Origin of the sequence: Solidesulfovibrio magneticus RS-1, assembly GCF_000010665.1 — a bacterium.
Classification (GTDB): Bacteria; Desulfobacterota; Desulfovibrionia; order Desulfovibrionales; family Desulfovibrionaceae; genus Solidesulfovibrio; species Solidesulfovibrio magneticus.
The window spans coordinates 5097986-5120591 of the sequence record NC_012796.1; the positions used below are offsets into that span (position 1 = coordinate 5097986).

The window sequence follows — 22606 nt, forward strand, 5'->3', positions numbered from 1 at the left end:
AGATCACCTCCGGAACCGCGATGGCTGGATTCTCGGTCACTTGGCGGAGTTTTTCAACACGCTGCTATCTGTGGAGCTTCACCACGGCCTACACGTCGGGAAAATATGTGGCTGACGGCGTCTGGTCGGCGGCGGCGGTAAGCCGCCAGTGCGGGGCCATGGCGCTAACACGGGCGCTGATCGAGGCCGGGCTGATCGCACATCCCGACGCGGCCACGCCCGCCGGCCTGGCTCTGCCGGCCGATCCGGCCGCGCTGCATGTCCTGGCCACAGCCCGCCAGTCCCTGACCGCCTGACCAAATCCCCTTAAACCCTTTCCCCAGACGGGGGGTCTGGGGGCCTCAGGCCCCCAGCCGCCGGAGGCATCCCCCTCTTCCTGCTACACCCCAAGGCGCTCGGTCAGCACCTCGGCCAGGCGGGTTTCCCACCAGGCCAGAAACGGCTGGTCGGTGAGCAAGCGCGGGCCGAAGACCACTTCGGGGTCGTAGGTCCACACGGACAGGCCACTTAATTGGCTGCCGCCCTGGCGCAATTTGAGGTCGAAGCGGGGGCTGGTGACGGCCACGGCGGTGCGCAGGCGCACGGCGTCGGCGCGCAGATGTTCGAAGTCCTGGCAGGTGAAGCGGTGGCGGTCGTGGACGAAAAACGCCATGCGCGGCTGGGCGCCGAGGTCGGCCCGGATGAGGTCGGGCAGGCTGTCGCGGTCGGTTTCGCCGAGGATGGAGACATAGGGCTGGCCGGCCGGGGCCGGGGCCGGGCCATCGGGGCCGCGCCAGCGCCACAGGGAGAAGGTCATGCCGAAGATGGGCTTGCCGTAGCCGGCCAGTCGGCGCTCGGCCGCGACCATGGCCGTATCCAGGGATTGGGGGCCGGCGTGGATGATAAACGCCGCCGCCCGGGACAGGACATCGGGGCCGCGCCGCCAGGAACCGGCCGGGAAAACACGGCCGAAGCCGGAGCCGAGGTCGTCGGGGGTGAGGATGGCCAGTTCGAGGTCGCGGCGCAACCGGGGTTCGCCCAGGGCGTCCTGGAGCACCAGCATGGACGGAGCAAAGGCGCGCACGGCGGCGGCGGCGGCGATGCGCGGGTCGGCGTCGATAAGAAAGCGGCCATTTGGGCTGTAGCGGGCCAAAAGCGCCGCCTCGATGCCGGCCTCGTCCAGGCTGGAGCCAGGCAATACCTGAAACGGGCTGGCCGGCGGGCAGCCGTCGCCGACCGGTCCGGCCACGGCCGTGGACACGCCCCGGGCGGCGGCCCAGCCCAGGAGCCACGAGGTCAGCATCACCCGGCCCCGGCAGTCCGGGGACATGCCGCCCACGGCCACGGTGGCCGCCGCCGGCCGGCAGACCTTGCCCAGGCCCAGGCCGAAGGCCCGGGCTTCCAGCCGGCGATAGCCGGCCACGGCCCGGCCGGGCACGACGAGCAGTCCGGCCAGGAGCCGGCGCAGGAGGTCCTTGGGCGTCAGCGACGGCGACGAAGCGAGGGGGCGGCGCGAAGGTTCGATCCTTCGCCGCCGGGTGCGACGGGCATTGGCCATGGCGGAAAAAATGGCCCGCCCCGGGCCGGCGGGGCCGGGGGCGGGCCGTTGGGGCAGGCTGGCCTAGTCCCTGTTGCCGCCGCCGAAAAGGCGCAGCATCATCAGGAACAGGTTGATGAAGTCGAGGTAGAGGGTCAGCGCGCCGAGGATGGTTCCCCGCCGCACGGCCGTGGCGTCGTCGGCCGGGGCCATCTCGCCCATGACCTTGAGCTTCTGGGTGTCGTAGGCGGTCAGTCCCGTGAAGACCAGCACGCCCACGCAGGAGATGATGAAATCGGCCATGGCGCTCTTGGTGAACATGTTGACCAGGGAGGCGATGACGATGCCGATAAGGCCCATGAACAGGAAGCTGCCCATGCCGGTCAGGTCGCGCTTGGTCAGGAGGCCATACAGGCTCATGGCTCCGAACATGCCGCCGGTGACCAGAAAGGCCTTGAAGATGGTGGCCTGGGCGTAGACCACGAAGATGGCCGACAGGGTGACGCCGTTTAGGGCGCTATAGAGCATGAACAGCCCGCTGGCCGTGCCGGCCGACAGGCGGTTGATGGCGGCGGACAGGCCCACGACCAGGGCCAGTTCGGCGATGATGAGGCCGAAAAAGAGGATCTGGTTGCCGAAAACAGCCTGCATCAGGGCCGGGCTCGACACCACGAAGACCGAGGCCGCCGCCGTGACCAGCAGGCCCAGGCACATCCAGCCGTAGACGCCGCGCATGAAGGCGTTTACAACTTCGACGCGGGCTTGGGTTGTCTGCATCGAGCGATATTGGTAGCTCATGAGCATCCTCCTCAAGGAAAAAATAGTAGACTATCCCTAGTCTATAACGCGCCGCGAGGCCGCTGGCAAGGGGAACCGGGCCGGCGCAGCGTTGGCGCGACGCAGGAGACGCATGGAGCAGACGCTGTTGCGGGTGGAAGGGCTTTCCACGGTTTTTGAAACGCCGGCCGGGCCGCTTACGGCCGTGGACGGCGTGGATCTCACGGTGTCGCGCGGCGAAGTGGTGGCCGTGGTGGGGGAATCGGGCTGCGGCAAGACCATGCTGGCCCTGTCCATCCTGGGGCTTGTGCCGCCACCGGGGCGCATCGTTTCGGGCCGGGCCGTGCTCGGCGACACCGACGTGCTGGCCTTGCCCGAGAGCCAGCGCCGGCAGGTGCGGGGCAAGCGGGCGTCCATGATCTTTCAGGAACCGATGACGGCGCTCAATCCGGTGCTGACCATCGGCGAGCAGGTGGCCGAGCCGTTGCGCGTCCATGCCGGAGCCTCGCGCCGGGAAAGTCTGGCCGCGGCCGAGGCCATGCTGGCCCGGGTGGGGCTGCCCGATCCCGGCCGGCAGCTTGGGCGCTATCCCCACGAGCTTTCCGGCGGCCAGCGCCAGCGGGTCATGATCGCCATGGCCCTTATGCTGCGCCCGGAGCTGCTTATCGCCGACGAGCCGACCACGGCCCTGGACGTCACGGTCCAGGGACAGATCCTGGCGCTCATGCTCGATTTGGCCCGGGACGCCGGCACGGCCATCCTGCTGGTCACCCACAACCTCGGCGTGGTGGCCCAGACCGCCGACCGGGTGGCGGTCATGTACGCCGGCCGACTGGTGGAAGAGGCTGCGGTGGACGCCTTTTTCCAGGGGCCGGCCCATCCCTACTCCCGGGGGCTTTTAGCCTCGCTGCCGCGCCTGGACGCCCCGGGCCGGCGGCTTACGCCGGTTCCGGGCATGGTGCCGAGCCTGTCCGCCCTGCCCACCGGCTGCCATTTCCATCCGCGCTGCGGGCAGGCCTTTGCCCCCTGTGCCGACAACCCGCCGCCGTTGTTCGACCTTCCCGGCGGCGGACAAGCGAGGTGCTGGCTTCATGGCGCGTAGCGACGTCCCGGTGCTGGAGCTGGCCGGCCTGTCCCGCTCGTTTGTTTCCCGGGAAGGCGTCTTTCGCCGCCGCGAGCGGATCGTGCGGGCCGTGGACGGGGTGGACCTGGCCGTGGCCCCGGGCGAGACGGTGGGGCTGGTGGGCGAGTCGGGCTGCGGCAAATCGACCCTGGCCCGCATGGCCATCGGGCTTTTGCCGCCAAGCGCCGGCACGGTGCGCCTGGGCGGGCTCGATCCCTGGGACGGGGGGGCCGCCGAGCGCAAGCGCCTGCCGCGTCTGGCCCAGATGATCTTCCAGGACCCCTACTCGTCCCTCAACCCGCGCCTGCCCGTGGGCTGGACCGTGGCCGAAGGGCTGCGGGCGGCCGGCGGATTCTCAGCCGGCCAGCGCCGGGAGCGCGTGGCCGAGCTTCTGGCCCAGGTCGGGCTGGCCCCGGAACACGCCCGGCGCTTTCCCCACCAGTTTTCCGGCGGCCAGCGCCAGCGGGTGGCCATTGCCCGGGCCTTGGCCCTGTCGCCGGAGCTTATTGTCTGCGACGAGCCGGTCTCGGCCCTGGACGTTTCGGTCCAGGCCCAGGTGATAAATCTCCTGGCCGACCTCAAGGCCCGCCACGGTCTGGCCTATCTGTTCATTTCCCACGACCTGGCCGTGGTCGGGCATTTAAGCGACCGGGTGGCCGTAATGTACCTCGGACGCATCGTGGAGCTGGCCCCGGCCGCCGCCCTTTACGCCAGGGCCGCGCATCCGTATACCAGGGCGCTGCTGGCGGCCGTGCCCGGGCTTGATCCCGGCCGCCGCCGGCCGGCCGGCCTGGCCGGAGAAACGCCCAGTCCGGCGGCCGTGCCCACGGGCTGCGCCTTTCATCCGCGCTGCGACCAGGTCCAGCCACGCTGCGCCGAGCAGTCGCCGGCGCTCACCGAGATCGCCCCCGGACACTTTGCGCGCTGCCTGCGCCTCACATAAAAGGAGAATCGCGATGGACCACATCGAAAAAGCCAGCCAGGAAATCTTCCGGGTGTTCATGGCCGAGCACTGGGTGCGCTACTATTTTGCCATGCAAAACGGCGAGGTGGTGTTTCTGGACGTGCCGGACGAAGCCATTGAAGCCGTAAAGGCCCACGACGCGGGCCTGGCCGAGTTCGTGGCCGGGGTCAACGGCCAGAGCATCGACATGGAATCCTCGCGCCGGGCCGTGGGCGAACACGTGTTCCGCACCATGGAAGGCGGCCAGTACCCGCCGGGGCTGGTGGGCAAGGCCTTTGACGGCCCGCAGCTCGGGCTTTTGCTCAAGCTCTTCACGGTCTGGCTGTCCGGCCACGAGGCCATGCTCGACGCGCAGCCCTTGCCCTTTGCCGAATGGGAACGACTTTTTACCGCCTGGCGGCAGGACCCGGCCGTGGCCCGCTTCGCCGCCAGCCTGGCCCAGGCCGGCAATCCGGCCACCCCGGGCAGCGGCGCGGTGCATTAATTCGGGCAATAAACAGGCCTTTTGGCCCGGAAGATCGGCAAGGCGTCGATCTTCCGGGCTTTTTTCATGTCCCGGCTACTGCTTCTTCTTGAGTACCCAGCCCCGGGCCTGCATGCAGGTGGCGAACACGTCCTGGTTGGCGTCGTCCTCGGCCACGTTGGCCACCCAGCGCGTGGCCTGGGCCTCGATGGTGGGATCGGTCTCGAACCGGTCCCGGCCGTAGGTGGGCGGTATCTGGGCGTTGGCCTCGTTGGTGCAAAGGGTGGTGTCCTGGGCCAGTCGCGCCTTGGACTCGGACTGATCGACCAAGTTGGGATTGTAATAGACAGGGCCGCAGCCACCAAGGCCGAAGGCCAGCAAGGCCAGCAGGGCAACGCGGATCGCCGGGCGCGGAATCACGGTCATGGAACGTCCTTTGCGGTCGGATTTATGGTCTGGATATTTTGTCGCCAGGGAACCTGCAACCTTTTTCCCATGGCGCGCGACATACGGGACGCCGGCGCACTTTTGCCCTGCACCGGCGCAATGCAGCATTCTGGAGGAACCTGTATGGAAGACCATCTGGCGATGGCCATTGAGATCGTCAAAGCCCAGGCCAAGGTCCGCAACATGAAAGAGGACGAGATACGGGCCATGGTGGCCAGCTTGTCGGCCACCATCCGCGATATGGATCTGGCGGCGGCGACGGGCGCGGGCATGCCGCCCGACGCCAAGCGGGCCATCAAGGAACGCACCATCACCTGCCTGGAATCGGGCAAGCCGTTTAAGATCCTCACCCGCAAGCATCTGGCCAAGTACGGGCTCACCCCGGACGAGTACCGGGCCAAGTGGGGCTACGCCAGGGACATGCCGCTGGTGTGCAAGGCCTTGCAGCGCGAGCGCCGCAAGAAGATGCGCGAACTGCGCCTGTGGGAACGCCGGGGCCAGGGCGACAGCGCGGCCTAGGCGGCAATCCGTTCCCGTTCGTGACGGGCGGCCCCCCAAAAAAATACGAGAGTATTTTTTAAAACAACGGATTATGAGCCTTGCCCGCCTCAGGCGGCAACCCTCTCCCGTTCGTGACGGGCGGCCAGGCAGGCGGCCACGGCGGCGGCCGTGCATTCGCCAAGCTCGGGCAGGCTGGTGCGGTCGTTGAAGGCCCCGAGATGGGGGCCGGTGGCGATGGCCACATCGGCCTCGCCCCGCGTCAGACAGGCCACCGTTTCGGCGGCCATGCCCCGGCCGAGCAAAAAGTCCCGGAACGCCGCGTCGGTCATGGCCGTCTGGTCGTCCACCCGCAGCAGCTCGTCCATGTGGCGGTCCACGCCCATCTCCTCCACCATGCGCCGGGCCAAGGCGGCCGCGTCAAAAGGCGCATGGCCGGGGGCCGCGCCGGCAAAGCCCTCGTGGTAGCGGGCCGTGGTTTCGGCCACCACCCGGGCCAGCAAGGCTTCATCGAAAAGATGGCGGGCGTCGGCCGGCACGCCGCCCGGGCCGTGGCCAAGAAGCGAGGGGTCGCGCATCCGAAAATAGCTGCCGGCCACGAGGTAGAGGCTGATCAAATGGTCGCCCATCTGGCGGTAGAGCCGGGCCGGCCGGACGCCCACCGAGGCGAAATGCTCGAAATCGCGCAGGCCCGAGACCCCGAAGTTGGGATGCAGGGCGCTTGCCAGCCAGCGGTCCAGCCGCCCCGGCAAGCGCCAGTCATACAGGCCCCCGTCCTCGCGCCGCCCCTGCTGCACCCGGTTGTGGAAAAGCGGGATGGCCGCCTCGTGGACAATGCCCCGGCCGGCCAGCCAGCCGAGCAGATGGGCCGCCCGGGACATGACCTCGGCAAAGGCCTCGGCACCAAGCCCCCCCTGCCCGGCCGGGGCGTTGGGATAGGCGAAATAGTCGGCCCGGGCCAGATAGGCCAGGCAGCGCCCGTCCGGGTCAAGGCCGGGCAAGGGGCAGGGCGCGTCCGGCACGGCCCACAAGGGCGCATCGCCGGGAAAAAGCGGCCTCGGTACATGGCAGGGAACCGGGAAGGGTTCGTCGGCCAGGGCGCGCATCCAGGCCGCTTCCCGGGCCAGGCCCAGCGGGGATTCGCCCTGGCGCAGGCGTTTTATCACCAGAAGCGTGCCGGGCTGGCCGGCCGGCAGAAGCAGGCTGCGCCCGGCCGGGGTCGCCTCGGCATGAGCCGAAACTTCGGCGGCCTGCCTCAAGGCGGCAAAGGACGCCCGGGCCGCCTCGGGTTCGGGCACGGCGATCTCGCGGCCGCCCAGGCCGGAAAGCGGCAGCGCGCCCACGGCCTCGGCCGCGGCCAGACGGGGCTTGCCGGGCGTGGCCAGGGCCTTGTCCAGGGCCTGCCTGGAAGCGGCGGCCAGATCGGCCGGTCCCTTGGCCAGCACATGCACCAGGGCCTCGGCGGCGTCGCGGTAGAGGATGCGGGCCTGAGTCCGGCGGGCATGGGGATCGGCGACGAGCAGGCGTTCCAGGGCGGTCAGGCAGGCCGGGCACAGCGCCCCGGGGTCGCGCTCGGCCAGATCGGCCAGACGGCGGGCGGCCAGATAGGCGGCGGTGAAATCGCCGTCCAGGCCGTAGGCGGCAAATCCCGGGTCGGTCAACGAGAGGCTTCCGGCAACAGGCGATTGAGCAGCGCCTGCAAATCGTACTCGTCCAATGGTTTGGGCAGGAAATCGAAGGGCTTGGCCTCGGCGGCCCGGTTGCGGGTGCCGTCATCGACAAAGGCCGAGACAAACACCACCGGCACGTCGCTGTCCCGGCGCAGGAGCTTGGCGGTCTCGATGCCGTCAAGGTCGCCGTCCAGGCGGATGTCCATGAGCACGAGATCGGGACGCTGGCGACGGAAGGCGTTTATCGCCTCCTGGCCCGAACCCACGGCGGCCAGGACCTTATGGCCCAGCCGCTTGAGCATGGCCCCCGTGGCCATGGCCGTTATCGCCTCGTCTTCGACGATCATCACGCGCGCCGCAATCATGCTCACAGCTCCTTGGGCAACGAAAACAAGCCGTCTATGCTTTTCATGGACCCGCCCCGGCCCTTTGTCAATGCCGACCAAAGCAAACAGACCGCCGGATTGCGCCGGCGGTCCGCAAAAGCAATGAAGCATCGGGGCGTTAGCAGTCGCTTTTTTTCCCGCCGCCCCGTTGAGCAACGGAGATGGGCTTGTGGCCCGATGCCGTCGCTATGGTCGAGCCAGGCCTAGGAATTCATGTCGATAAGCGAATTCCAGTCGTCGGCAAACTTTTTGAGTCCCGCGTCGGTGAGCGGATGGCGGATGTCGTACTCGCGCCAGTTCTTGTTCAGGGAAAGGGCTTCGGCCGGGATGGGGGCCAGCCCCTTGGCGTTGTAGCCGTATTTGGGACCGGGAATGGGCTTGCCGGCCTCGGCCCAGGCCAGGAGCACCTTGGCCGGGGCGGTGATGATGTCCGCGCCGTAGGCCAGGGAGCACAGGAAATGGTCCATGGTGCGTACGCTGGCCGAGAGCACCTGCACATGACCGTCGCTTTGGCCATACAGCGCCACGATGTTCTTGATCAGGTCCATGCCGTCTTCGCCCCGGTCGTCCAGGCGGCCGACAAAGGGCGACAGGAACACGTCGCCGCGTCCGGCCCCCCGGGTGGCGGCATAGACGGCGGCGGCCTGGGCCTGGCTGAAGACCAGGGTCATGTTGACGCGCCGGCCTTCGCCGGTGAGCACGGCGGCGGCTTCCAGGCCGGCCGTGGTGGTCGGCAGCTTGATGTGGGCGTTGGGAATCCAGGCGTCGAACTCCCGGGCATGGGTCAGCATGTCAGCCACGGTGGTGTCGGCGTCGGCGTAGACCTCGATGGAGATGGACCCCTTGGGCAACAGCGCGGACAGCTCCTGGCAAAGGGCCTTATAAAAGTCGTAGATGGCCGTGCTGCTGAATTTGTTGCCGTCGACCTTGTGGGCCTCGGCCTCGGGATTCTTGGCCAGAAGGCTCGGGTTGGTGGTCTGGCCGTCGAGAAAACCCAGGGCGGCGATGACCTGCCGGGTTTCCTGGGGATCGGCGCCGTCGAGAAAAATGCGCGTTTTGAGCGTGTCGGGTCGCATAGGGGCCTCGCAGCAGTTTGGTTCGTCTGGCGGCAAAAAAGAGTATGGGCCGCCGGCCCGGGGCCAAAACTTGCCCCGGTACGAGATAATGACGGAAACTAAACACCTTTTGCGAACAAAAGGCAAACAGTCTGTTGACGCGGGGCGCTTGCGGAGGGAAACACGGCAGAAAACAGGAACGCGACCATCGCGTCGTCCGCCCAAGGCGCGGCGGTCCCGGACGGGCCAAAGCCCGTTTCCTGACAAATCGGCCGGGACACGGCTTCGGGAGGCAAACATGACGAACGCCGACAGCTTCGACGCCCGCAAACGGGCGGCGGCCCAGGCCGCCGCGCACCTGGTCGGCCCGGGCATGGCCGTGGGCCTGGGGCACGGCTCCACCGCCGTGGCCGTGGTCCCGTTTCTGGCCGCGCGCGCTGGGCGCGGGGAACTGGCCGGCACGGCCTTTGTGCCGGCGGCGCGCTACATGGCCCAGGCCCTTCGCGCCGCCGGCCTGCCCGTGGCCTGTCTTGATGATTTTCCCCGGCTGGCCCTGGCCATCGACGGAGCCGACGAGATCGCCCCCAACCTCGACTGCATCAAGGGCGGCGGCGGCGCACTTCTGTACGAGAAGATCGTGGCCCAGGCCGCCGAGCGCTTCGTGCTGGTGGCTGACGACGGCAAGTGCTCGCCGGCCCTTGGGACGCGCCATGCCCTGCCCGTGGAGGTCACGCCCTTCGCCCTGGCCCCCACCGTCGATTTCCTGGCGGCCATCGGCGGCGCGCCGACGCTGCGCCGTCGCCCTGACGGCGACCCCATGCGCACCCAGCGCGGCAACTGCATCTGCGACTGCGCCTTCGGCCCCCTGGCCGATCCGGCCGGGCTGGCGGCGCTGCTCGACGCCCGGGCCGGCGTGGCCGGGCACGGGCTTTTCGTGGGCCTGGCCCAGGCGGCCTTTATCGCCGGCCCGGACGGCGTGCAGGAGCTTTCCCGACCGGCCGGCTGAGCCGACCCCGGCGACACTCAGGGGCTGTTTAACCTGCGGCCGGCTGCACCGGACCCGGCGACTTAAGCGCCGCGGCCTCGAAAGGCCCTGGCGCGTAGTGCTGACAGCATCGGGAAACCGGGCATTTTCTTGAAAATCCGCGAGGATTTATCCAGGGTCGCGGCGCGTGGCGGACTTCGGCGGCCGGAAGCTCTTCAGCTTCCGGCCATCGAAGCATGGCGGGAGACTTAGGCGCCCGCCAGGTACGTGGCGATGGCGTCGTCGTAGGCGCTGGTCTGGCGGAAGGTGGCGGCGGCGGTTTTCTGGCGCAGGGCCAACGGCGCTTTCATGCCGTTTTGGGCCAGGGCGTCCATGACCTCGGGATAGAAGGCCGGGTCGGGGACCACCAGGATGGAGGCGAAATTTTTCGCCGAGGCGCGAAGCAGCGTCGGCCCGCCGATGTCGATCTGCTCCACCATCTCCGGCAGGGGCAGTCCCTTTTCCAGGGCCTTGCTGAAGGCGTAGAGATTGACCACCACCATGTCGAAGGCGGCGATGCCGTGCTTCTCCAGGGTGGCGACGTGTTCGGGGTTGTCCTTGTCGGCCAGGATGCCGCCGTGGACATTGGGGTGCAGGGTTTTGACGCGGCCGTTTAAAATTTCCGGGAACCCCGTCACGTCGCTGACGGAGGTGACGGGCAAGCCGGCTTCGACGAGCATCTTGCGGGTGCCGCCGGTGGAGACGAGTTCGACGCCGGCGGCGGACAGGAACCGGGCCAGTTCGGGCAGGCCGGACTTGTCCGTGACGCTTAAAAGCGCCCGTTTGACAGGCAGAAAATCCATGCTGGACCTCGCTTTTTCAGGCGAGGTGCCACATGGCGGCCGGCTTGGCAAGGGTGCAAGGGGCGCGCGGCGCAAAACGCCCTGCGCGCCTTACGTGGACACGACACGGGATGCAGGGCCGTGACGTCCGGCCGGGGCTGGGCGGCCCGGGCCGGACGTCGCGCAGGGGTGTCCATGGGCCGGTTCGACGCGGCTTGCATCGTCTCCCTGAAGCCTGGCAAAGCCTGGCCAAGGAGAAATTTGTCAGGACAAGGCTGTCCGGCCAGGGCCCGGACCGCTTCGCCGGCTAGGCCGCGATGCGCTTGAGCTCGTCGGCCAGTTCCCGGGCGGCGTCGTTGGCCGGGTCCTGGAGCAGGATCTGGTCGATCTCCGCCCCGGCTTCGCCATGGCGGCCAAGGCTCACCAGGCAACCGGCCAGGGTGAAGCGGACCTCGTGCTTGAGCGGATCCAGGGCCAGATAGTCCTGCAGGTAGGGCAGGACGTCGTCCAGGCGGTCGTCGGCATGGGCCAGACGGACCAGGCCGAACAGGGCCACCAGGTTTTCCGGGTTCTTGGACAGCGCGCCCTTGAAATGGGTGAACGCCTCGGCCGATTGGCCGCGCTCCATCTCAATAAGCGCCATGCCGGACAGGGACCGGTCGTCGGCTTCAATGGAAGACGCCTTGCGGTACAGCGTCATGGCGTCGTCAAGCTTGCCGCGCTGCACGGCGATGGTGGCCAACCCCAGATAGGGGTCGGGGTGCACGCCGTTGCTGGTCATGGCCTTGCCGTAATATTCCTCGGCCTTGTCCAGGTCGCCCATGAACAGATAGCATTCGCCGAGTTCCTTGTTGATTTCGTAGTCGAGTTGCCCACTCATGACATCCCCTCCGTTGGCGGCCCGTCGGGTGCTGGTTTCGGGCCTGGCCGGTTCGCGCCTTGACGGCGCAGCTGGTGCTCGTTGGTCCCGACGGCCAGGGCTGCCGGGCGTTTTCCTCCAAGCAATCCTCATGCCAAGAACCCCAACGCGCCGGCCGGCCGGCTCCACAGGCCCGCGACGCATGACGCTTTTGGGAAATTCGTCCGGCTTTATTAGAAAGTGAAACGAATAGGCGGCAAAAAATGCCCCCGGCCGCGCCGGGCTGATCGGGCTGGAACGCTTTTTGCCCAATAGGCTTTCGAAAACGGGCGGCCAGCCCGGAGACGACTCTCCCAAGCGGAGGAAACAGACCATGAAAACCATTTTTTCAAGCAATCTCGGGCTTCTCGGCAAGGTCATGGACCTGCATCAGGAGCGTCAGAATGTCGTCATGTCCAACCTGGCCAACCAGGACGTGCCCGCCTTCAAGGCCCGCACCCTGGAGTTCGAGCAGGAACTGCAGGCCGCGCTCAATATCGACGGCCGGGGCAAGATGACGCGCACCCAGGGCGGCCACATGCCCACGGTGTTCAATGCCGCCGGCTTCGAGGGCAACATCGACATGGGCTGGAAGCCCCGGGTCGTCCAGGGCCTGGACAGCGTGGACATGGATAAGGAAATGGCGGTCATGGCCAAGAATACGCTCATGTACAACGCCCTGACCGACATCACCAAGAAGAGTTTCGAAGGCCTGCAAAAGGTCATCATGGACGGAGGCAAGTAACATGGATCTCTTCACCGCAATGGACATCGGTTCGTCGGGCATGTCGGCCCAGCGGACCACCATGAACACCATCTCCATGAACCTGGCCAACATCAAGACCACCAGAACGGTCAACGGCGGCGGACCTTACGTGCGCAAGTCCGTCATGCTCGAATCGACTCCGGTGGACAGCCCGTTCTCCAAGGCCATGCAGTCGGCCCAGGACCGCGACCTGGCCGGCGTCAAGGTCACGAGCCTGGTCAACGACAACCGCCCGTTCCGCATGCAGTACGAGCCCGGCCACCCCGACGCCAACGCCGACGGCTACGTGGCCTATCCCGACATCAACGTGGTCGAGGAAATGGCCAACATGATCACGGCCATGCGCAGCTACGAAGCGTCCAGCTCGTCGATCGGCACCGTCAAGAACATGTTCAACAAGGCCCTGGAAATCGGCCGCAGCTAACGGAGAAGCGTCATGGCCATCCCTTCCCTCGCCCTCGCCGCCTACCAGAACGCCCTGTCCCAGTCCGGGGCCATCGAAGCCAAGGTGTCACGCTCCCTGGCCAAGCCGGCCGCGCCGGCCGAAGGGTTCGGCCAGATGCTCACCGACTCCGTCAAGCGCGTCAACGACATGCAAAACGGCAAGGACGCCATGGTCGAGTCCTTTGCCTCGGGCCAGACCCAAAACGTCCATGAACTCATGATCAATCTGCAAAAGGCCAGCTCCGCCATGCAGATGACCACGGCCGTGCGCGGCAAGGTCATCGAGGCCTACCGCGAACTCGTCAAGATCCAGTTCTAGCCCGCGCGACCGTAAACGAAGACCGCCAGGAGACCCGCCATGCCCGACTTCCTCAAGCAAAACTTCGAGAAGCTCATCCAGTACTGGTCCAACCGTTCCGCCGCCCAGCGCATCATGCTGGCCGGACTGGCCGCTTCCCTGGTCGCCGCCTTCGTGGTCATGCTGTTTATTCTCAACCAGCCCGACATGCGCGTACTCTACACCAACATGCCCCAGGAAGACGCCTCCCGGGTGGTGGAGCTCCTCAAGGCTTCCAAGACCCCCTACGAACTGCGCGACAACGGGGCCACCGTGCTGGTACCGGCCGAGGCCGTCTACGAGCAGCGCCTCAAGGTGGCCGGCGAAGGCGTCATGCGCGGCCAGGGCATCGGCTTCGAACTGTTTGACGAACTCAAGGTCGGCCAGACCGACTTCGTCCAGCGCATCAACTACACCCGGGCGCTGCAAGGCGAACTGGCCCGCACCATTTCCGAATTTCCCCAGGTCGAAAAGGCCCGCGTCCACTTGGTGCTGCCCCACAAGAGCCTTTTTATCGAAGAGCAGAAAAAGGCCACCGCCTCGGTGGTGCTGACCCTGCGCAAGGGCCAAAAACTTGACGCCAAGCAGCTCCAGGGCATCGTCAACCTCGTGGCCATGTCCGTGGAAGGCCTTACCCCCGACCACATCACCGTCACCGACACCGCCGGCCAGTCCCTGTATCAGCCGCGCGGCGACGGCGGCCTCGACGGTCTGACCACTACCCAGTTCGAATACAAGAACACCTTCGAATCCAACCTCGAAAACCGCCTCGAACAGATACTCACCCCCATCCTCGGCCCGGGGCGCTCCCTGGCCAAGGTCAACGCCGAGCTCGACTTTGCCCAGCGCACCATCCGCAAGGAACTCTACGACCCCAACGCCACCGTGGTGCGCAGCGAACAGAAAAGCGAGGAATCCACCTCCGGCACGGCGGCCGTGGACGCCTCGGGCGTCACCACCACCCCGCGCGGCGGCGGACAGGCCGTGCCCAACACCAATTTCCGGGGCGAAGGCTATTCCGGCACCGAGTCCACTCAGAAGTCCAACCGGGAAAACAAGACCACCAACTACGAGATCAACAAGGAAGAGCAAAACGTCGTCACCCCCGTTGGCGACTTGAAGCGCCAGTCCATAGCGGTTATCGTGGACGGGACCTATGAGAAGGTCGAGGGGACCAAGAACTGGAAGTTCGTGCCCCGCTCGGCCGAGGAACTGGAACGCATCAAGCAGATCGTGGCCCGGGCCGCCGGCCTGGACGCGGCGCGCGGCGACGAGATCCAGGTGTCGAGCTTCGAGTTCGGCGCGCCGGACGGATCGGCCGAGCCGAGCCTGGTGCAGACCATGCTGGAATACGCCCAGCGGCTGGGCAAGCCCTTCATCAACGGCCTGCTCATCTTCCTGTTCCTCATCCTGGTCGTGCGGCCGGTGGTGCTGGCGCTCATTCGTCCGCGGGTCACCGAAGAGGAGATCGAAACCTTGGAAAGACTGCCCGAAGGCGAAGCCCGGCTGGCCCTGGCCGAGGCCGTGGAAAGCGAAGAGGCGGCGGCCATGCTGGAACCCGGCCGCCAGTTCGAGCTGGCCAAGCACCTGGCCTTGCAACTGTTCGAAGAAAACATGGAGCAGTCCATCTCGCTGCTCAAGAGCTGGCTTAAGCAGGAGGCCTAATCCCCCATGCCCGCCATGATGTCCGGTCCGCAAAAGACCGCCGTTCTCTGTCTGGCCCTGGGCGAAAAGTTCGCCGGGGAGGTGTTCAAACGCCTGGATCGGCGCGAAATCGCCGCCATCTCCAAGGCCATGTTGGACATCGAAACCGTGCCCAAGGAACAGGTCGAGGAAGTGGTCCACGAGTTCAACGACGCCCTCCAGACCGGACGCGACATGGTCACGGGCGGCGCGGACCAGGTGCGCCGGCTGCTCTCCAAGACCCTGGACTCGGACACGGCCAAGTACATCATGGAAACCCTGGAGCTCGACACCGGCCCGACCCCGTTCCAGGAACTGGGCAACGTCTCGCCGCGCATCCTGGCCCAGATCCTGCGCAACGAGCATCCCCAGACCCTGGCCCTGATCCTTGGCCACCTGCACCCCGAGCAGGCCGCCGAACTGCTGCAGAACCTGCCCTCGGGCGTGCGCGCCGAGGTGCTCATGCGCTTGTCCAAGCTCGAAGCCGTGGCCGAGGACATGCTCATGGAAGTGGACAAGGTGCTGCAAAACCAGCTCATCGCCATGGGCGGCAAGGAAGGCAAGAAGGTCGGCGGCATCACCGCCGTGGCCGAAATCCTCAATGCCGTGGACCGGGCCACCGAAGAGGAAGTCCTCTCCGAGATCGAGGAAGAATCCGCCCAGACGGCCGAAGACATCCGCAACCTCATGTTCGTCTTCGAGGACATCAAGGCCCTGGACGACCGGGCCATCCGCGAACTGCTCAAGGAAGTCTCCAACGAGGAGCTCACCCAGGCCTTAAAGGGCGCTTCCGAGGAGCTGCGGGACAAGTTCTTCCGCAACCTTTCCGAGCGCGCCGCCAACATGATCCAGGAAGACCTGGAGATCATGGGTCCCATCCGCCTGGCCGAGGTCGAAGGCGCCCAGCAAAACGTGGTCAAGACCGTGCGGCGCCTGGAGGCCGAGGGCAAGATCGCCATAGGCCGCGGAGGCGGCGATGTCTTTGTCTGACGAAGAGGCGGCAAGCGTCCTCACCGGCCGGGTCATCCTCGGGCCGGGCCTGGCCGGCCCGGGCGAGACCACCGTGGCCGAGCTGGAAGCCCACCGCTCCCCCGAGGAACTCGAAAAGGTCGAGCTCCGATTCTGGGAACGCCTGCGGGCCAAGGCCACGGCCAAGGCCCAGACCATCCTCGCCGAGGCCATGGCCGAGGCCGAGCGCCTGCGCGAGACGGCCCGCCAGGAAGGCTACGCCGCCGGCCACGCCCAGGGCCGGGCCGACGCCGACGCGGCCGCCGCCGAAGCCGCCGCCGCCGCCGCCGCCGAATATGAAGCAACCCTGGCCCATCTGGCCGGCTCTTTCGGGGCCATGGCCGAGGCCCTGACCGGCGAGCGCGCCCGGGTGTGGGATCTGCAGCGCGACGAATTTCTGACGCTGCTGCGCCTGGCCGTGGAGCGCACCGTCAACGTGGCCATCGACGCCCGGCGCGAAGAGATCCTGGCGGCCCTGCTGCACGAAGCCCTGGAAGCCATCGACGCCAAGGCCGAACCCACCCTCACCGTCCACCCCGAGGACGAACCCCTCCTGCGCGAACTGCTCACGCGGGCCAAGGCCGAACGCCCGGCCCTGGCCCGGGTGTCCGTACGCGTCAATCCCGGGCTCATTCCCGGCAGCCTCTATCTCGAATACCCCGAAGGCCTGGTGGACAACACCATCGCCAGCCGGTTTGCCGAAGTCGAAGCGATTTTCGCCCATCTGGCCGCCGCCCCGGCTCCGGGCGAAGGCGGCGACGCGGCCCCCGACACCGCCCCGGCCGGCGACCTGACGCCGGGAGCGCCCGGAGACGGCCATGCCCACGGTTGACGCCGCCGGGGCCATTTCCCTGCTGTCGGCCATGCAGCCCATGAAGACCTACGGCAAGGTCTCCAAGGTCGTGGGGCTTATCGCCGAGGGGCGCGGCATCCGCGCGCCGGTGGGGTCGGTGTGCCACATGCTGCCCCAGGGCGAAGCCCCGGGCACGGAAGTGCCGGCCGAGGTGGTGGGCTTTCGCGACGGGGCGTGTCTGTTCATGCCCTACGGCGACCTGCGCGGCATTGCACCCGGGACCCTTATCCGCAACACCAGCACGCCGCCGCTGTTTCCGGTGGGCCGACGCTACCTCGGCCGGGTCATCGACGCCTTCGGCAACCCCATCGACAACGGCGATCCCGTCGTGCCGCGCCGCTTCAATCCCATTTTCGCCCCGGCCCCCTCGCCCATGGACCGGCCGCGCATCTGCGACCCCATGGATGTGGGCGTGCGGGCCATCAACGGCTGCCTGACGCTGGGCAAAGGCCAGCGCGTGGGCATCATGGCCGGTTCGGGCGTGGGCAAATCCACGCTCATGGGCATGATCGCCCGCAACACCGTGGCCGACGTCAACGTCATTGGGCTTGTGGGCGAACGCGGCCGCGAGCTGCGGGAATTTATTGAAAAGGACCTCGGCCCCGAGGGCATGGCCCGGTCGGTGGTGGTGGTGGCCACCTCGGACCAGAGTCCGCTCATCCGTATGCGGGCCGCCTACGCCGCCACGGCCATGGCCGAATTTTTCCGCGACGAAGGCAACGACGTCATCCTCATGATGGACTCCGTCACCCGCTTTGCCATGGCCGGCCGCGAGGTCGGTCTGGCTGCCGGCGAACCGCCGACCACGCGCGGCTATACGCCCTCGGTCTTCGCCCAGCTGCCCAAGCTCCTGGAGCGGGCCGGCCGCAATGGCCTCGGCAGCATCACCGGCATCTACACCGTGCTGGTCGACGGCGACGATTTCAACGAACCCATCGCCGACAGCGTGCGCTCCATCCTTGACGGGCATATCGTCCTGACCCGCGACCTGGCCGACCAGGGGCATTTCCCGGCCATCGACGTGCTGCGAAGCATCAGCCGTCTGCGCTCCGACGTGACGCCCAAAGACGCCCTTGCCGCCTCGCGCGAGCTCATCCGGCTGCTGGCCACCTACCGGCGCGTGGAAGACATGGTCAACATCGGGGCCTACGCCCGGGGGGCCAACCCGGAAATCGACCGAGCCATCGACATGATCGGCCCCATCAACACCTTCCTGCGCCAGGACGTGGCCGAACGGCAAAGCCTGGAAGAGTGCTTCCAGGCCGTCATCGCCCTGATCGGCAAGAAGTAATTTCGGCTTCCGCCGCCCGCCGTCCTTGCCTGCCGCCCGCCCCCGGGCTACATCTTCCTGCCCCGACGCCTTTTTTCCTCACCGGCCTGGATGCGGCCGAAACCGGCGCGGCCGTGGCCAACAACGGCCGGCTGCGCGCCAAGCGTTCGGGAACGCGCCTCAACCACCAACCGGACCACTGCCATGAACCCCGCCTGCAAGGACATCACCTCGTTTCTCGTCATGGACATCCTCGAACGCGCCCAGGCCATCGAGGCGGCGGGCCACCGCGTCATCCACCTGGAGATCGGCGAACCAGATTTCGACATTCCCGAGTGCGTCAAGGACGCGGCGCAAAAGGCCGTGGCCGAGGGGCGCACCCACTACACCCACAGCCTGGGCATCCTTGAGCTGCGCGAGGCCCTGTGCGCCCTTTACGCCGACGAATACGGCGTGAAGATCAGTCCGGAGCGGATTCTGGTCGCCGGCGGCACCTCGCCGGCCATGCTGCTGGCCTTCGGCGTCCTGGCCCGGCCGGGCAAGCACATGCTGCTCACCGATCCGGCCTATGCCTGCTACCCCAATTTCCTGCGCTTTACCGGACTGACGCCGCGTTATGTGGCCGTGGACGAAGAAGACGGCTTCCAGTGGACGCCGGAGCGTATCTGGGAGTCGGTCAGCGAGGACACCGCCGCCATCCTGCTCAATTCCCCGGCCAACCCCACCGGCACGCTGCTGTCCGAGGCCGCCTTGGAGACCGCCTGCGCCTGCGGCGCGCCGGTGGTGTCCGACGAAATCTACCACGGACTGACCTACGCCGGCCCGGCCCGCAGCGCCCTGCAGTTTTCCGACGACGCTCTGGTGTTAAACGGCTTTTCCAAGCGCTTCGCCATGACCGGGCTGCGCCTGGGCTATCTCATCGCGCCGCCGTCGCTCATGCCGCTTTTGCAAAAGCTTCAGCAAAACCTGTTCATCTGCGCCTCGTCCGTGGCCCAATGGGCCGGGCTGGCCGCGCTGTCCCCGGACGGGCTGGCCGCGGCCGAGGTCATGCGCCAGACTTACGACGCCCGGCGCAAGGTCCTTTTGGCCGGCCTGTCGCGCCTGGGGCTTTCGCCGCGCGTGGAGCCCACCGGCGCGTTTTACGTGTTCGTGCGGGCCGATCACCTGCACCCCAACTCCCTGGCCCTGGCCTACGACATCCTGGAAAAAGCCCACGTGGGCGTCACCCCGGGCATCGACTTCGGCCCGGGCGGCGAGGGACATCTGCGGTTTTCCTACGCCAACTCCCTGGAAAACATCGAGGAAGGCCTGGCCCGGCTGGAGCGGTACATCACCGACCATTGCCGGTAAAACACCTCCGGCGCGGCCATGAAAAAAACCGGCTCATGGGCCGGTTTTTTTCGTTTTGCCGCAGGAGGCCTGCCCCTACTTGGCCAGGGCCCGCTCCATGGCCGCCGTCAGCTCGGCCGGCTCGAAAGGCTTGGTTACGTACTCGTCCATGCCCGCCTCCAGGCCCTTTTGGCGGTCGCCCTCCATGGCGTAGGCCGTCAGCGCCACCACCGGCATGGTCGGGGGGACGCCCTCCACCTGGCCCGAGCGGATGCGCCGGGTGGCCTCCAGGCCGTTTAGGCGCGGCATCTGAATGTCCATGAGCACCAGATCGTAAGCGCCGCGCTCCAGCATGGCCAGGGCCTCGCGGCCGTCGGCCGCCGCGTCCACGGCATGGCCGAGCTTTTGCAGCGCGCGCACCGTGAAAATGCGGTTGACCGGCTCGTCCTCGGCCAGAAGAATGCGCAGCCCGCCGCTCGTTTCCGCCGCCTTTTCGCTCTCCGGGCCGCGACGCGCCGGCCGACTCCGACGCGGCTTTTGCGCCGGGAGCGGCAGGCCGCATTCCAGGGTGGCCGTAAACGTGCTGCCTCGGCCCGGCTCGGACACAAACGTCACGTCGCCGCCCATCATCCGGGCCAGCCGGCGGGCGATGGCCAAGCCCAGGCCGGCTCCGCTGTACTTCTTGGTCAGGTAATCCTCGCCGATGCCGAAAGGCTCGAAGATGGACCGCTCCCGACCCGGCTCGATGCCGATGCCGGTATCTTCCACCACCAGACGCAGCCGCGCGCGTCCCTCGGGCGCGGCAAAGCCCTCCGCCCCCGGGCCGGCGGCCTCGCCCCCCGGCGCGACGCGCACCGTCACGTGGCCCCGGCGGGTGTACTTGAAGGCGTTGCCCACCAGATTAATAAGAATCTGCTTGATGCGGTTGGCGTCGCCGATGATCCGCTCGGGCAGGCCCGGGTCGAAAAAGTAGGAAAACTCAAACGAACGCGGCAAACTTTGGGCCATGAAATTGCGCAAAAGGGGCGTGAGTTCGGCGGCCAGCTCGAACTCGCGGGGGGCCAGGCGCAGCCGGCCGGCCTCGACGTTGGAGAGATCGAGCAGCTCGCCCACGATGTTGGTCAGCGTGGCCGCCGACTGGCGGATGACGCCCAGATACTCCCGGGTCTCCTCGTCGCCGCCCTTGTCGAGCAGGAGCTGGGCAATGCCGAGGATGCCGTTTAGGGGGGTGCGCAGTTCGTGGCTGATGTTGGCCAGAAACTGGGTCTTGGCCCGGCTGGCCGCCTCGGCCGCGCGCTTGGAGGCCAGCAGTTCCTCGGCCAGGCGCTTCTGGTCGGTGATGTCGTCAAAAGCCCAGACCACGCCCTCGGCCGCGTTGCCCGGGCTGATCTGCCGCGCGGCGGTGCGAAGGGTCAGGCGCGTGCCGTCGGGGCGCAGGAATTGGTGCTCGCCGACATGCAGGCCGTGCTGGCGCATGTCGTCATAGGCCTGGCGCACGAAGGCCTGATAGGCCTCGGGAGCATCGAACAGCGCCTCGGCCGTGCGGCCGATGAGTTGCTCGCCCGGACAGCCCAGCAGCTCCGCGCCCCGGGCGTTGATCTTGACGAACCGGTTGTCCCGGGCCAGCACCATGCCGACCAGGGCGTTTTCGAAGATGGTCTCCATCTCGCGAAGGGCCTGGGCCAGGGTCGGACGAGGCGCCTGCGCCGCTACGGCTTGGCTGGCCACCTCATCCGGGTTCCGGGACGAGGCCTGATTCGCGCAGGAACTCTCCAGAGGACTCCCGCCCTCCTGTTGGCCGCCTGCCGCTGCATCCGGCGCGCGTGTTTCGTCTCCGGCCATTTAACCCTCGCCGTTCCAACGCTTCGATGCGAACGGGTTGTCGTACCGTCGAGCCTACTCCCAAGGGCGGCCCATCGCAACACGGGCCTTGAAAAAAACGGCTACGACCGGTCACGCCGCCGGCAGAACTGGTCGCACAAATCGATGGCCCGATCCAGGATGCCGGCGCAGCCGTTGGTCAGATTGGCCACGTACAAGGCGTCGCCGGTCTTGCGGCACATGGTCAGACAGGCCGACAACTCCGTCGGCGGCTGACTGAGTTCCTGCTTGAACCGGTTGCAGATGGGATCGGAAAGACAGGCGTTTGGCCCGGGCAAGGCCGAACAATATTCGTAATAGTCCGTCACCGTCATCACCGGCGGCTTGTCGCCGCCCAGCCCGCCGCCCTGCCCGGCGCAGCCCGCCAGAAGCATCAACAACACCGCCGCCAAAAGACTCGTCCGCACCGCCATGACCGCTCCAATCGTTAAGGGTTGCAGCGTAACACTCTGCCCAACAGCCGGCTTCGTGTAAAGCGATTTACCAACCGACACAACTATTCGCCAATACTAATTAAAAGATTTATGACATAGACTGACTGGTACGTGTCCGCCTTCCATGGTCTTTCTGGAACCAAGGATGGTGCAACATGAACACGCATTCGGCCCTGCCGGCCATGCCGGCCGACCTGCGAAACGCGGTCCTGTCCCACTACACCACTTTCAGCGAAGACGGCACATTGTGCTACGTCGCGGACAAGGTGCATCGCAATTGCCCGGACTGCGGCACCGTTTTTACCGGCTCGGCCAGCCGCCTAGCCTTTGGCGGCGGTCCGGCCTGTCCCTTCTGCCGGGGGCTGGCCTCAAAGCCCTTGCCCGAGGCGGGCTGGGCATGAACGCCGCGTCCCCCGCCGCCTCGCGCAAGCTCTGGGCCGCCGGCCTGGCCATCGCCGCCGTGGCCCTTAGCCGCAAGTACAGCCTGGGGCTGACCCCGGACGAGATCCAGGCCATCACCGACATTGCGCTCACGGCCATCGGCTCCCAGGCCGGCATCGATCTGGCCGAAAAAGCCCTGCCGCTGCTGGCCAAACCCCAAACGCCCACGGAGCCCCGGACATGAATCCCGACGCCCTGGTGCTGCCGGCCTGGAGTTCGCTGCTCGTCGGCATGGCCCTGTTTTTCGCCCGCAAATGGATCAATGACGTGGCCCGGGCCATCGACAAGCTCGAAGAACGGATGCGGGCCTACGAAAAGGCCCAGATCGACTGCCGCCTGGAACTGGCCAAGGGCTACCCCACCCGCGAGGAAACCCTGCGCCTGGCCGAACGCCTCGACAACCACGCCACCCGCCTCGTCATTCTCGAAGAGCGCGATCTGGCCGCCTAACCACCCCCAAGGAGCCGCACCATGTCCCTCGACAAACTCCTGGCCCTCAATCCCCACCTCACCCTGGCCGATATCCTCGCCCTGTGGCACTGGTCCGGTCCCTCGCG

At 67.2% G+C, this 22606-nt stretch carries 27 protein-coding genes; 17 read left to right on the forward strand and 10 right to left on the reverse strand.

Translation table 11 applies throughout. From position 1 onward, the window contains the following. Window positions 1-20: 20 nt before the first annotated feature. Window positions 21-296 (forward strand): hypothetical protein, encoded by a 276-nt coding sequence (locus DMR_RS24010; protein ID WP_015863094.1) that lies wholly within the window; start codon window positions 21-23, stop codon window positions 294-296. 83 nt (window positions 297-379) lie between these two features. Here DMR_RS24010 and DMR_RS21190 read toward each other — a convergent pair whose 3' ends face one another. Continuing rightward, the gene (locus DMR_RS21190) at window positions 380-1537 is read right to left on the reverse strand and encodes a tetraacyldisaccharide 4'-kinase (RefSeq protein WP_015863095.1); all 1158 of its coding nucleotides are present in this window, start codon (window positions 1535-1537) and stop codon (window positions 380-382) included. Window positions 1538-1600: 63 nt separating this feature from the next. Then, entirely contained in the window at window positions 1601-2314 is a 714-nt protein-coding gene (locus tag DMR_RS21195) for a Bax inhibitor-1/YccA family protein (protein ID WP_043601328.1), read from the reverse strand. A gap of 112 nt (window positions 2315-2426) precedes the next feature. On the opposite strand from DMR_RS21195, the gene DMR_RS21200 reads away from it, so the two are divergent. The 3 genes from DMR_RS21200 to DMR_RS21210 are packed head-to-tail and all read left to right on the forward strand — an operon-like array spanning window position 2427 to window position 4864. Continuing rightward, window positions 2427-3395 (forward strand): ABC transporter ATP-binding protein, encoded by a 969-nt coding sequence (locus tag DMR_RS21200; RefSeq protein WP_015863097.1) that lies wholly within the window; start codon window positions 2427-2429, stop codon window positions 3393-3395. Further along, entirely contained in the window at window positions 3385-4359 is a 975-nt protein-coding gene (locus DMR_RS21205; protein WP_015863098.1) for an ABC transporter ATP-binding protein, read from the forward strand. Before DMR_RS21200 ends, DMR_RS21205 begins: the two co-directional genes overlap by 11 nt. Window positions 4360-4372: 13 nt before the next feature. Next, window positions 4373-4864: a hypothetical protein gene (locus tag DMR_RS21210; RefSeq protein ID WP_015863099.1), complete on the forward strand. Its 492-nt coding sequence runs from the start codon at window positions 4373-4375 to the stop codon at window positions 4862-4864. Window positions 4865-4939: 75 nt separating this feature from the next. On the opposite strand, the gene DMR_RS21215 is transcribed toward DMR_RS21210, so the two are convergent. Then, window positions 4940-5269 (reverse strand): hypothetical protein, encoded by a 330-nt coding sequence (locus DMR_RS21215; RefSeq protein ID WP_043601331.1) that lies wholly within the window; start codon window positions 5267-5269, stop codon window positions 4940-4942. Window positions 5270-5413: 144 nt separating this feature from the next. Between DMR_RS21215 and DMR_RS21220 the strand changes: the two genes are divergently transcribed. Further along, the gene (locus DMR_RS21220; RefSeq protein WP_015863101.1) at window positions 5414-5809 is read left to right on the forward strand and encodes a MucR family transcriptional regulator; all 396 of its coding nucleotides are present in this window, start codon (window positions 5414-5416) and stop codon (window positions 5807-5809) included. 89 nt (window positions 5810-5898) lie between these two features. Here DMR_RS21220 and DMR_RS21225 read toward each other — a convergent pair whose 3' ends face one another. The 3 genes from DMR_RS21225 to DMR_RS21235 form a co-directional block, all read right to left on the reverse strand. Continuing rightward, the gene (locus tag DMR_RS21225) at window positions 5899-7449 is read right to left on the reverse strand and encodes a SidJ-related pseudokinase (RefSeq protein WP_015863102.1); all 1551 of its coding nucleotides are present in this window, start codon (window positions 7447-7449) and stop codon (window positions 5899-5901) included. Next, the gene (locus tag DMR_RS21230) at window positions 7446-7823 is read right to left on the reverse strand and encodes a response regulator (RefSeq protein WP_015863103.1); all 378 of its coding nucleotides are present in this window, start codon (window positions 7821-7823) and stop codon (window positions 7446-7448) included. Before DMR_RS21230 ends, DMR_RS21225 begins: the two co-directional genes overlap by 4 nt. Window positions 7824-8047: 224 nt before the next feature. After that, entirely contained in the window at window positions 8048-8920 is an 873-nt protein-coding gene (locus DMR_RS21235) for a transaldolase family protein (RefSeq protein ID WP_015863104.1), read from the reverse strand. A 277-nt stretch (window positions 8921-9197) separates the two neighbouring features. Here DMR_RS21235 and rpiA point away from each other — a divergent pair, with 277 nt between their 5' ends. Next, entirely contained in the window at window positions 9198-9905 is a 708-nt protein-coding gene (rpiA, locus tag DMR_RS21240; RefSeq protein ID WP_015863105.1) for a ribose-5-phosphate isomerase RpiA, read from the forward strand. A 227-nt stretch (window positions 9906-10132) separates the two neighbouring features. On the opposite strand, the gene DMR_RS21245 is transcribed toward rpiA, so the two are convergent. Both DMR_RS21245 and DMR_RS21250 read right to left on the reverse strand, forming a co-directional pair. Next, window positions 10133-10726 (reverse strand): IMP cyclohydrolase, encoded by a 594-nt coding sequence (locus DMR_RS21245; RefSeq protein ID WP_015863106.1) that lies wholly within the window; start codon window positions 10724-10726, stop codon window positions 10133-10135. Between the two features lie 286 nt (window positions 10727-11012). Beyond that, the gene (locus DMR_RS21250) at window positions 11013-11585 is read right to left on the reverse strand and encodes a tetratricopeptide repeat protein (protein ID WP_015863107.1); all 573 of its coding nucleotides are present in this window, start codon (window positions 11583-11585) and stop codon (window positions 11013-11015) included. A gap of 352 nt (window positions 11586-11937) precedes the next feature. Between DMR_RS21250 and flgB the strand changes: the two genes are divergently transcribed. From flgB to DMR_RS21290, 8 genes are all read left to right on the forward strand, one after another. Next, a complete protein-coding gene (gene flgB, locus DMR_RS21255; protein ID WP_015863108.1) occupies window positions 11938-12348 on the forward strand; it encodes a flagellar basal body rod protein FlgB in 411 nt (136 codons plus the stop codon). A gap of 1 nt (window position 12349) precedes the next feature. Beyond that, entirely contained in the window at window positions 12350-12793 is a 444-nt protein-coding gene (gene flgC / locus DMR_RS21260; protein ID WP_015863109.1) for a flagellar basal body rod protein FlgC, read from the forward strand. 12 nt (window positions 12794-12805) lie between these two features. Continuing rightward, the gene (fliE, locus tag DMR_RS21265; protein ID WP_015863110.1) at window positions 12806-13132 is read left to right on the forward strand and encodes a flagellar hook-basal body complex protein FliE; all 327 of its coding nucleotides are present in this window, start codon (window positions 12806-12808) and stop codon (window positions 13130-13132) included. 39 nt (window positions 13133-13171) lie between these two features. After that, window positions 13172-14815, forward strand: coding sequence for a flagellar basal-body MS-ring/collar protein FliF (gene fliF, locus DMR_RS21270; RefSeq protein WP_015863111.1), 1644 nt, complete (start codon window positions 13172-13174; stop codon window positions 14813-14815). Window positions 14816-14821: 6 nt separating this feature from the next. Further along, a complete protein-coding gene (gene fliG / locus DMR_RS21275) occupies window positions 14822-15823 on the forward strand; it encodes a flagellar motor switch protein FliG (protein WP_015863112.1) in 1002 nt (333 codons plus the stop codon). Beyond that, the gene (locus tag DMR_RS21280; RefSeq protein ID WP_015863113.1) at window positions 15810-16673 is read left to right on the forward strand and encodes a FliH/SctL family protein; all 864 of its coding nucleotides are present in this window, start codon (window positions 15810-15812) and stop codon (window positions 16671-16673) included. Before fliG ends, DMR_RS21280 begins: the two co-directional genes overlap by 14 nt. After that, window positions 16660-17985: a FliI/YscN family ATPase gene (locus DMR_RS21285; RefSeq protein WP_015863114.1), complete on the forward strand. Its 1326-nt coding sequence runs from the start codon at window positions 16660-16662 to the stop codon at window positions 17983-17985. Before DMR_RS21280 ends, DMR_RS21285 begins: the two co-directional genes overlap by 14 nt. Window positions 17986-18168: 183 nt before the next feature. Continuing rightward, entirely contained in the window at window positions 18169-19314 is a 1146-nt protein-coding gene (locus DMR_RS21290; RefSeq protein ID WP_015863115.1) for a pyridoxal phosphate-dependent aminotransferase, read from the forward strand. 75 nt (window positions 19315-19389) lie between these two features. On the opposite strand, the gene DMR_RS21295 is transcribed toward DMR_RS21290, so the two are convergent. Together DMR_RS21295 and DMR_RS21300 are read right to left on the reverse strand one after the other, a co-directional pair. Further along, window positions 19390-21021 (reverse strand): response regulator, encoded by a 1632-nt coding sequence (locus tag DMR_RS21295; protein ID WP_232502850.1) that lies wholly within the window; start codon window positions 21019-21021, stop codon window positions 19390-19392. 215 nt (window positions 21022-21236) lie between these two features. Further along, the gene (locus DMR_RS21300; RefSeq protein WP_015863117.1) at window positions 21237-21587 is read right to left on the reverse strand and encodes a hypothetical protein; all 351 of its coding nucleotides are present in this window, start codon (window positions 21585-21587) and stop codon (window positions 21237-21239) included. Window positions 21588-21763: 176 nt separating this feature from the next. Here DMR_RS21300 and DMR_RS21305 point away from each other — a divergent pair, with 176 nt between their 5' ends. From DMR_RS21305 to DMR_RS21315, 3 genes are read left to right on the forward strand one after another with little or no spacing between them, the layout of a single operon-like run. Next, window positions 21764-22009: a hypothetical protein gene (locus DMR_RS21305; RefSeq protein ID WP_015863118.1), complete on the forward strand. Its 246-nt coding sequence runs from the start codon at window positions 21764-21766 to the stop codon at window positions 22007-22009. Beyond that, a complete protein-coding gene (locus DMR_RS21310) occupies window positions 22006-22233 on the forward strand; it encodes a hypothetical protein (RefSeq protein WP_015863119.1) in 228 nt (75 codons plus the stop codon). The genes DMR_RS21305 and DMR_RS21310 overlap by 4 nt, the downstream gene beginning before the upstream one ends. Next, a complete protein-coding gene (locus tag DMR_RS21315) occupies window positions 22230-22499 on the forward strand; it encodes a hypothetical protein (RefSeq protein ID WP_015863120.1) in 270 nt (89 codons plus the stop codon). Before DMR_RS21310 ends, DMR_RS21315 begins: the two co-directional genes overlap by 4 nt. Window positions 22500-22606: the final 107 nt, after the last annotated feature.

Excerpts from the sequence above, each read along its gene's own strand:
- DMR_RS24010 (WP_015863094.1), top strand. The coding sequence starts at position 21 with ATGGCTGGATTCTCGGTCACTTGGCGGAGTTTTTCAACACGCTGCTAT.
- DMR_RS21190 (WP_015863095.1), bottom strand. The coding sequence starts at position 1,537 with ATGGCCAATGCCCGTCGCACCCGGCGGCGAAGGATCGAACCTTCGCGC.
- DMR_RS21195 (WP_043601328.1), bottom strand. The coding sequence starts at position 2,314 with ATGAGCTACCAATATCGCTCGATGCAGACAACCCAAGCCCGCGTCGAA.
- DMR_RS21200 (WP_015863097.1), top strand. The coding sequence starts at position 2,427 with ATGGAGCAGACGCTGTTGCGGGTGGAAGGGCTTTCCACGGTTTTTGAA.
- DMR_RS21205 (WP_015863098.1), top strand. The coding sequence starts at position 3,385 with ATGGCGCGTAGCGACGTCCCGGTGCTGGAGCTGGCCGGCCTGTCCCGC.
- DMR_RS21210 (WP_015863099.1), top strand. The coding sequence starts at position 4,373 with ATGGACCACATCGAAAAAGCCAGCCAGGAAATCTTCCGGGTGTTCATG.
- DMR_RS21215 (WP_043601331.1), bottom strand. The coding sequence starts at position 5,269 with ATGACCGTGATTCCGCGCCCGGCGATCCGCGTTGCCCTGCTGGCCTTG.
- DMR_RS21220 (WP_015863101.1), top strand. The coding sequence starts at position 5,414 with ATGGAAGACCATCTGGCGATGGCCATTGAGATCGTCAAAGCCCAGGCC.
- DMR_RS21230 (WP_015863103.1), bottom strand. The coding sequence starts at position 7,823 with ATGATTGCGGCGCGCGTGATGATCGTCGAAGACGAGGCGATAACGGCC.
- DMR_RS21235 (WP_015863104.1), bottom strand. The coding sequence starts at position 8,920 with ATGCGACCCGACACGCTCAAAACGCGCATTTTTCTCGACGGCGCCGAT.
- rpiA (WP_015863105.1), top strand. The coding sequence starts at position 9,198 with ATGACGAACGCCGACAGCTTCGACGCCCGCAAACGGGCGGCGGCCCAG.
- DMR_RS21245 (WP_015863106.1), bottom strand. The coding sequence starts at position 10,726 with ATGGATTTTCTGCCTGTCAAACGGGCGCTTTTAAGCGTCACGGACAAG.
- DMR_RS21250 (WP_015863107.1), bottom strand. The coding sequence starts at position 11,585 with ATGAGTGGGCAACTCGACTACGAAATCAACAAGGAACTCGGCGAATGC.
- flgB (WP_015863108.1), top strand. The coding sequence starts at position 11,938 with ATGAAAACCATTTTTTCAAGCAATCTCGGGCTTCTCGGCAAGGTCATG.
- flgC (WP_015863109.1), top strand. The coding sequence starts at position 12,350 with ATGGATCTCTTCACCGCAATGGACATCGGTTCGTCGGGCATGTCGGCC.
- fliE (WP_015863110.1), top strand. The coding sequence starts at position 12,806 with ATGGCCATCCCTTCCCTCGCCCTCGCCGCCTACCAGAACGCCCTGTCC.
- fliF (WP_015863111.1), top strand. The coding sequence starts at position 13,172 with ATGCCCGACTTCCTCAAGCAAAACTTCGAGAAGCTCATCCAGTACTGG.
- fliG (WP_015863112.1), top strand. The coding sequence starts at position 14,822 with ATGCCCGCCATGATGTCCGGTCCGCAAAAGACCGCCGTTCTCTGTCTG.
- DMR_RS21280 (WP_015863113.1), top strand. The coding sequence starts at position 15,810 with ATGTCTTTGTCTGACGAAGAGGCGGCAAGCGTCCTCACCGGCCGGGTC.
- DMR_RS21285 (WP_015863114.1), top strand. The coding sequence starts at position 16,660 with ATGCCCACGGTTGACGCCGCCGGGGCCATTTCCCTGCTGTCGGCCATG.
- DMR_RS21290 (WP_015863115.1), top strand. The coding sequence starts at position 18,169 with ATGAACCCCGCCTGCAAGGACATCACCTCGTTTCTCGTCATGGACATC.
- DMR_RS21300 (WP_015863117.1), bottom strand. The coding sequence starts at position 21,587 with ATGGCGGTGCGGACGAGTCTTTTGGCGGCGGTGTTGTTGATGCTTCTG.
- DMR_RS21305 (WP_015863118.1), top strand. The coding sequence starts at position 21,764 with ATGAACACGCATTCGGCCCTGCCGGCCATGCCGGCCGACCTGCGAAAC.
- DMR_RS21310 (WP_015863119.1), top strand. The coding sequence starts at position 22,006 with ATGAACGCCGCGTCCCCCGCCGCCTCGCGCAAGCTCTGGGCCGCCGGC.
- DMR_RS21315 (WP_015863120.1), top strand. The coding sequence starts at position 22,230 with ATGAATCCCGACGCCCTGGTGCTGCCGGCCTGGAGTTCGCTGCTCGTC.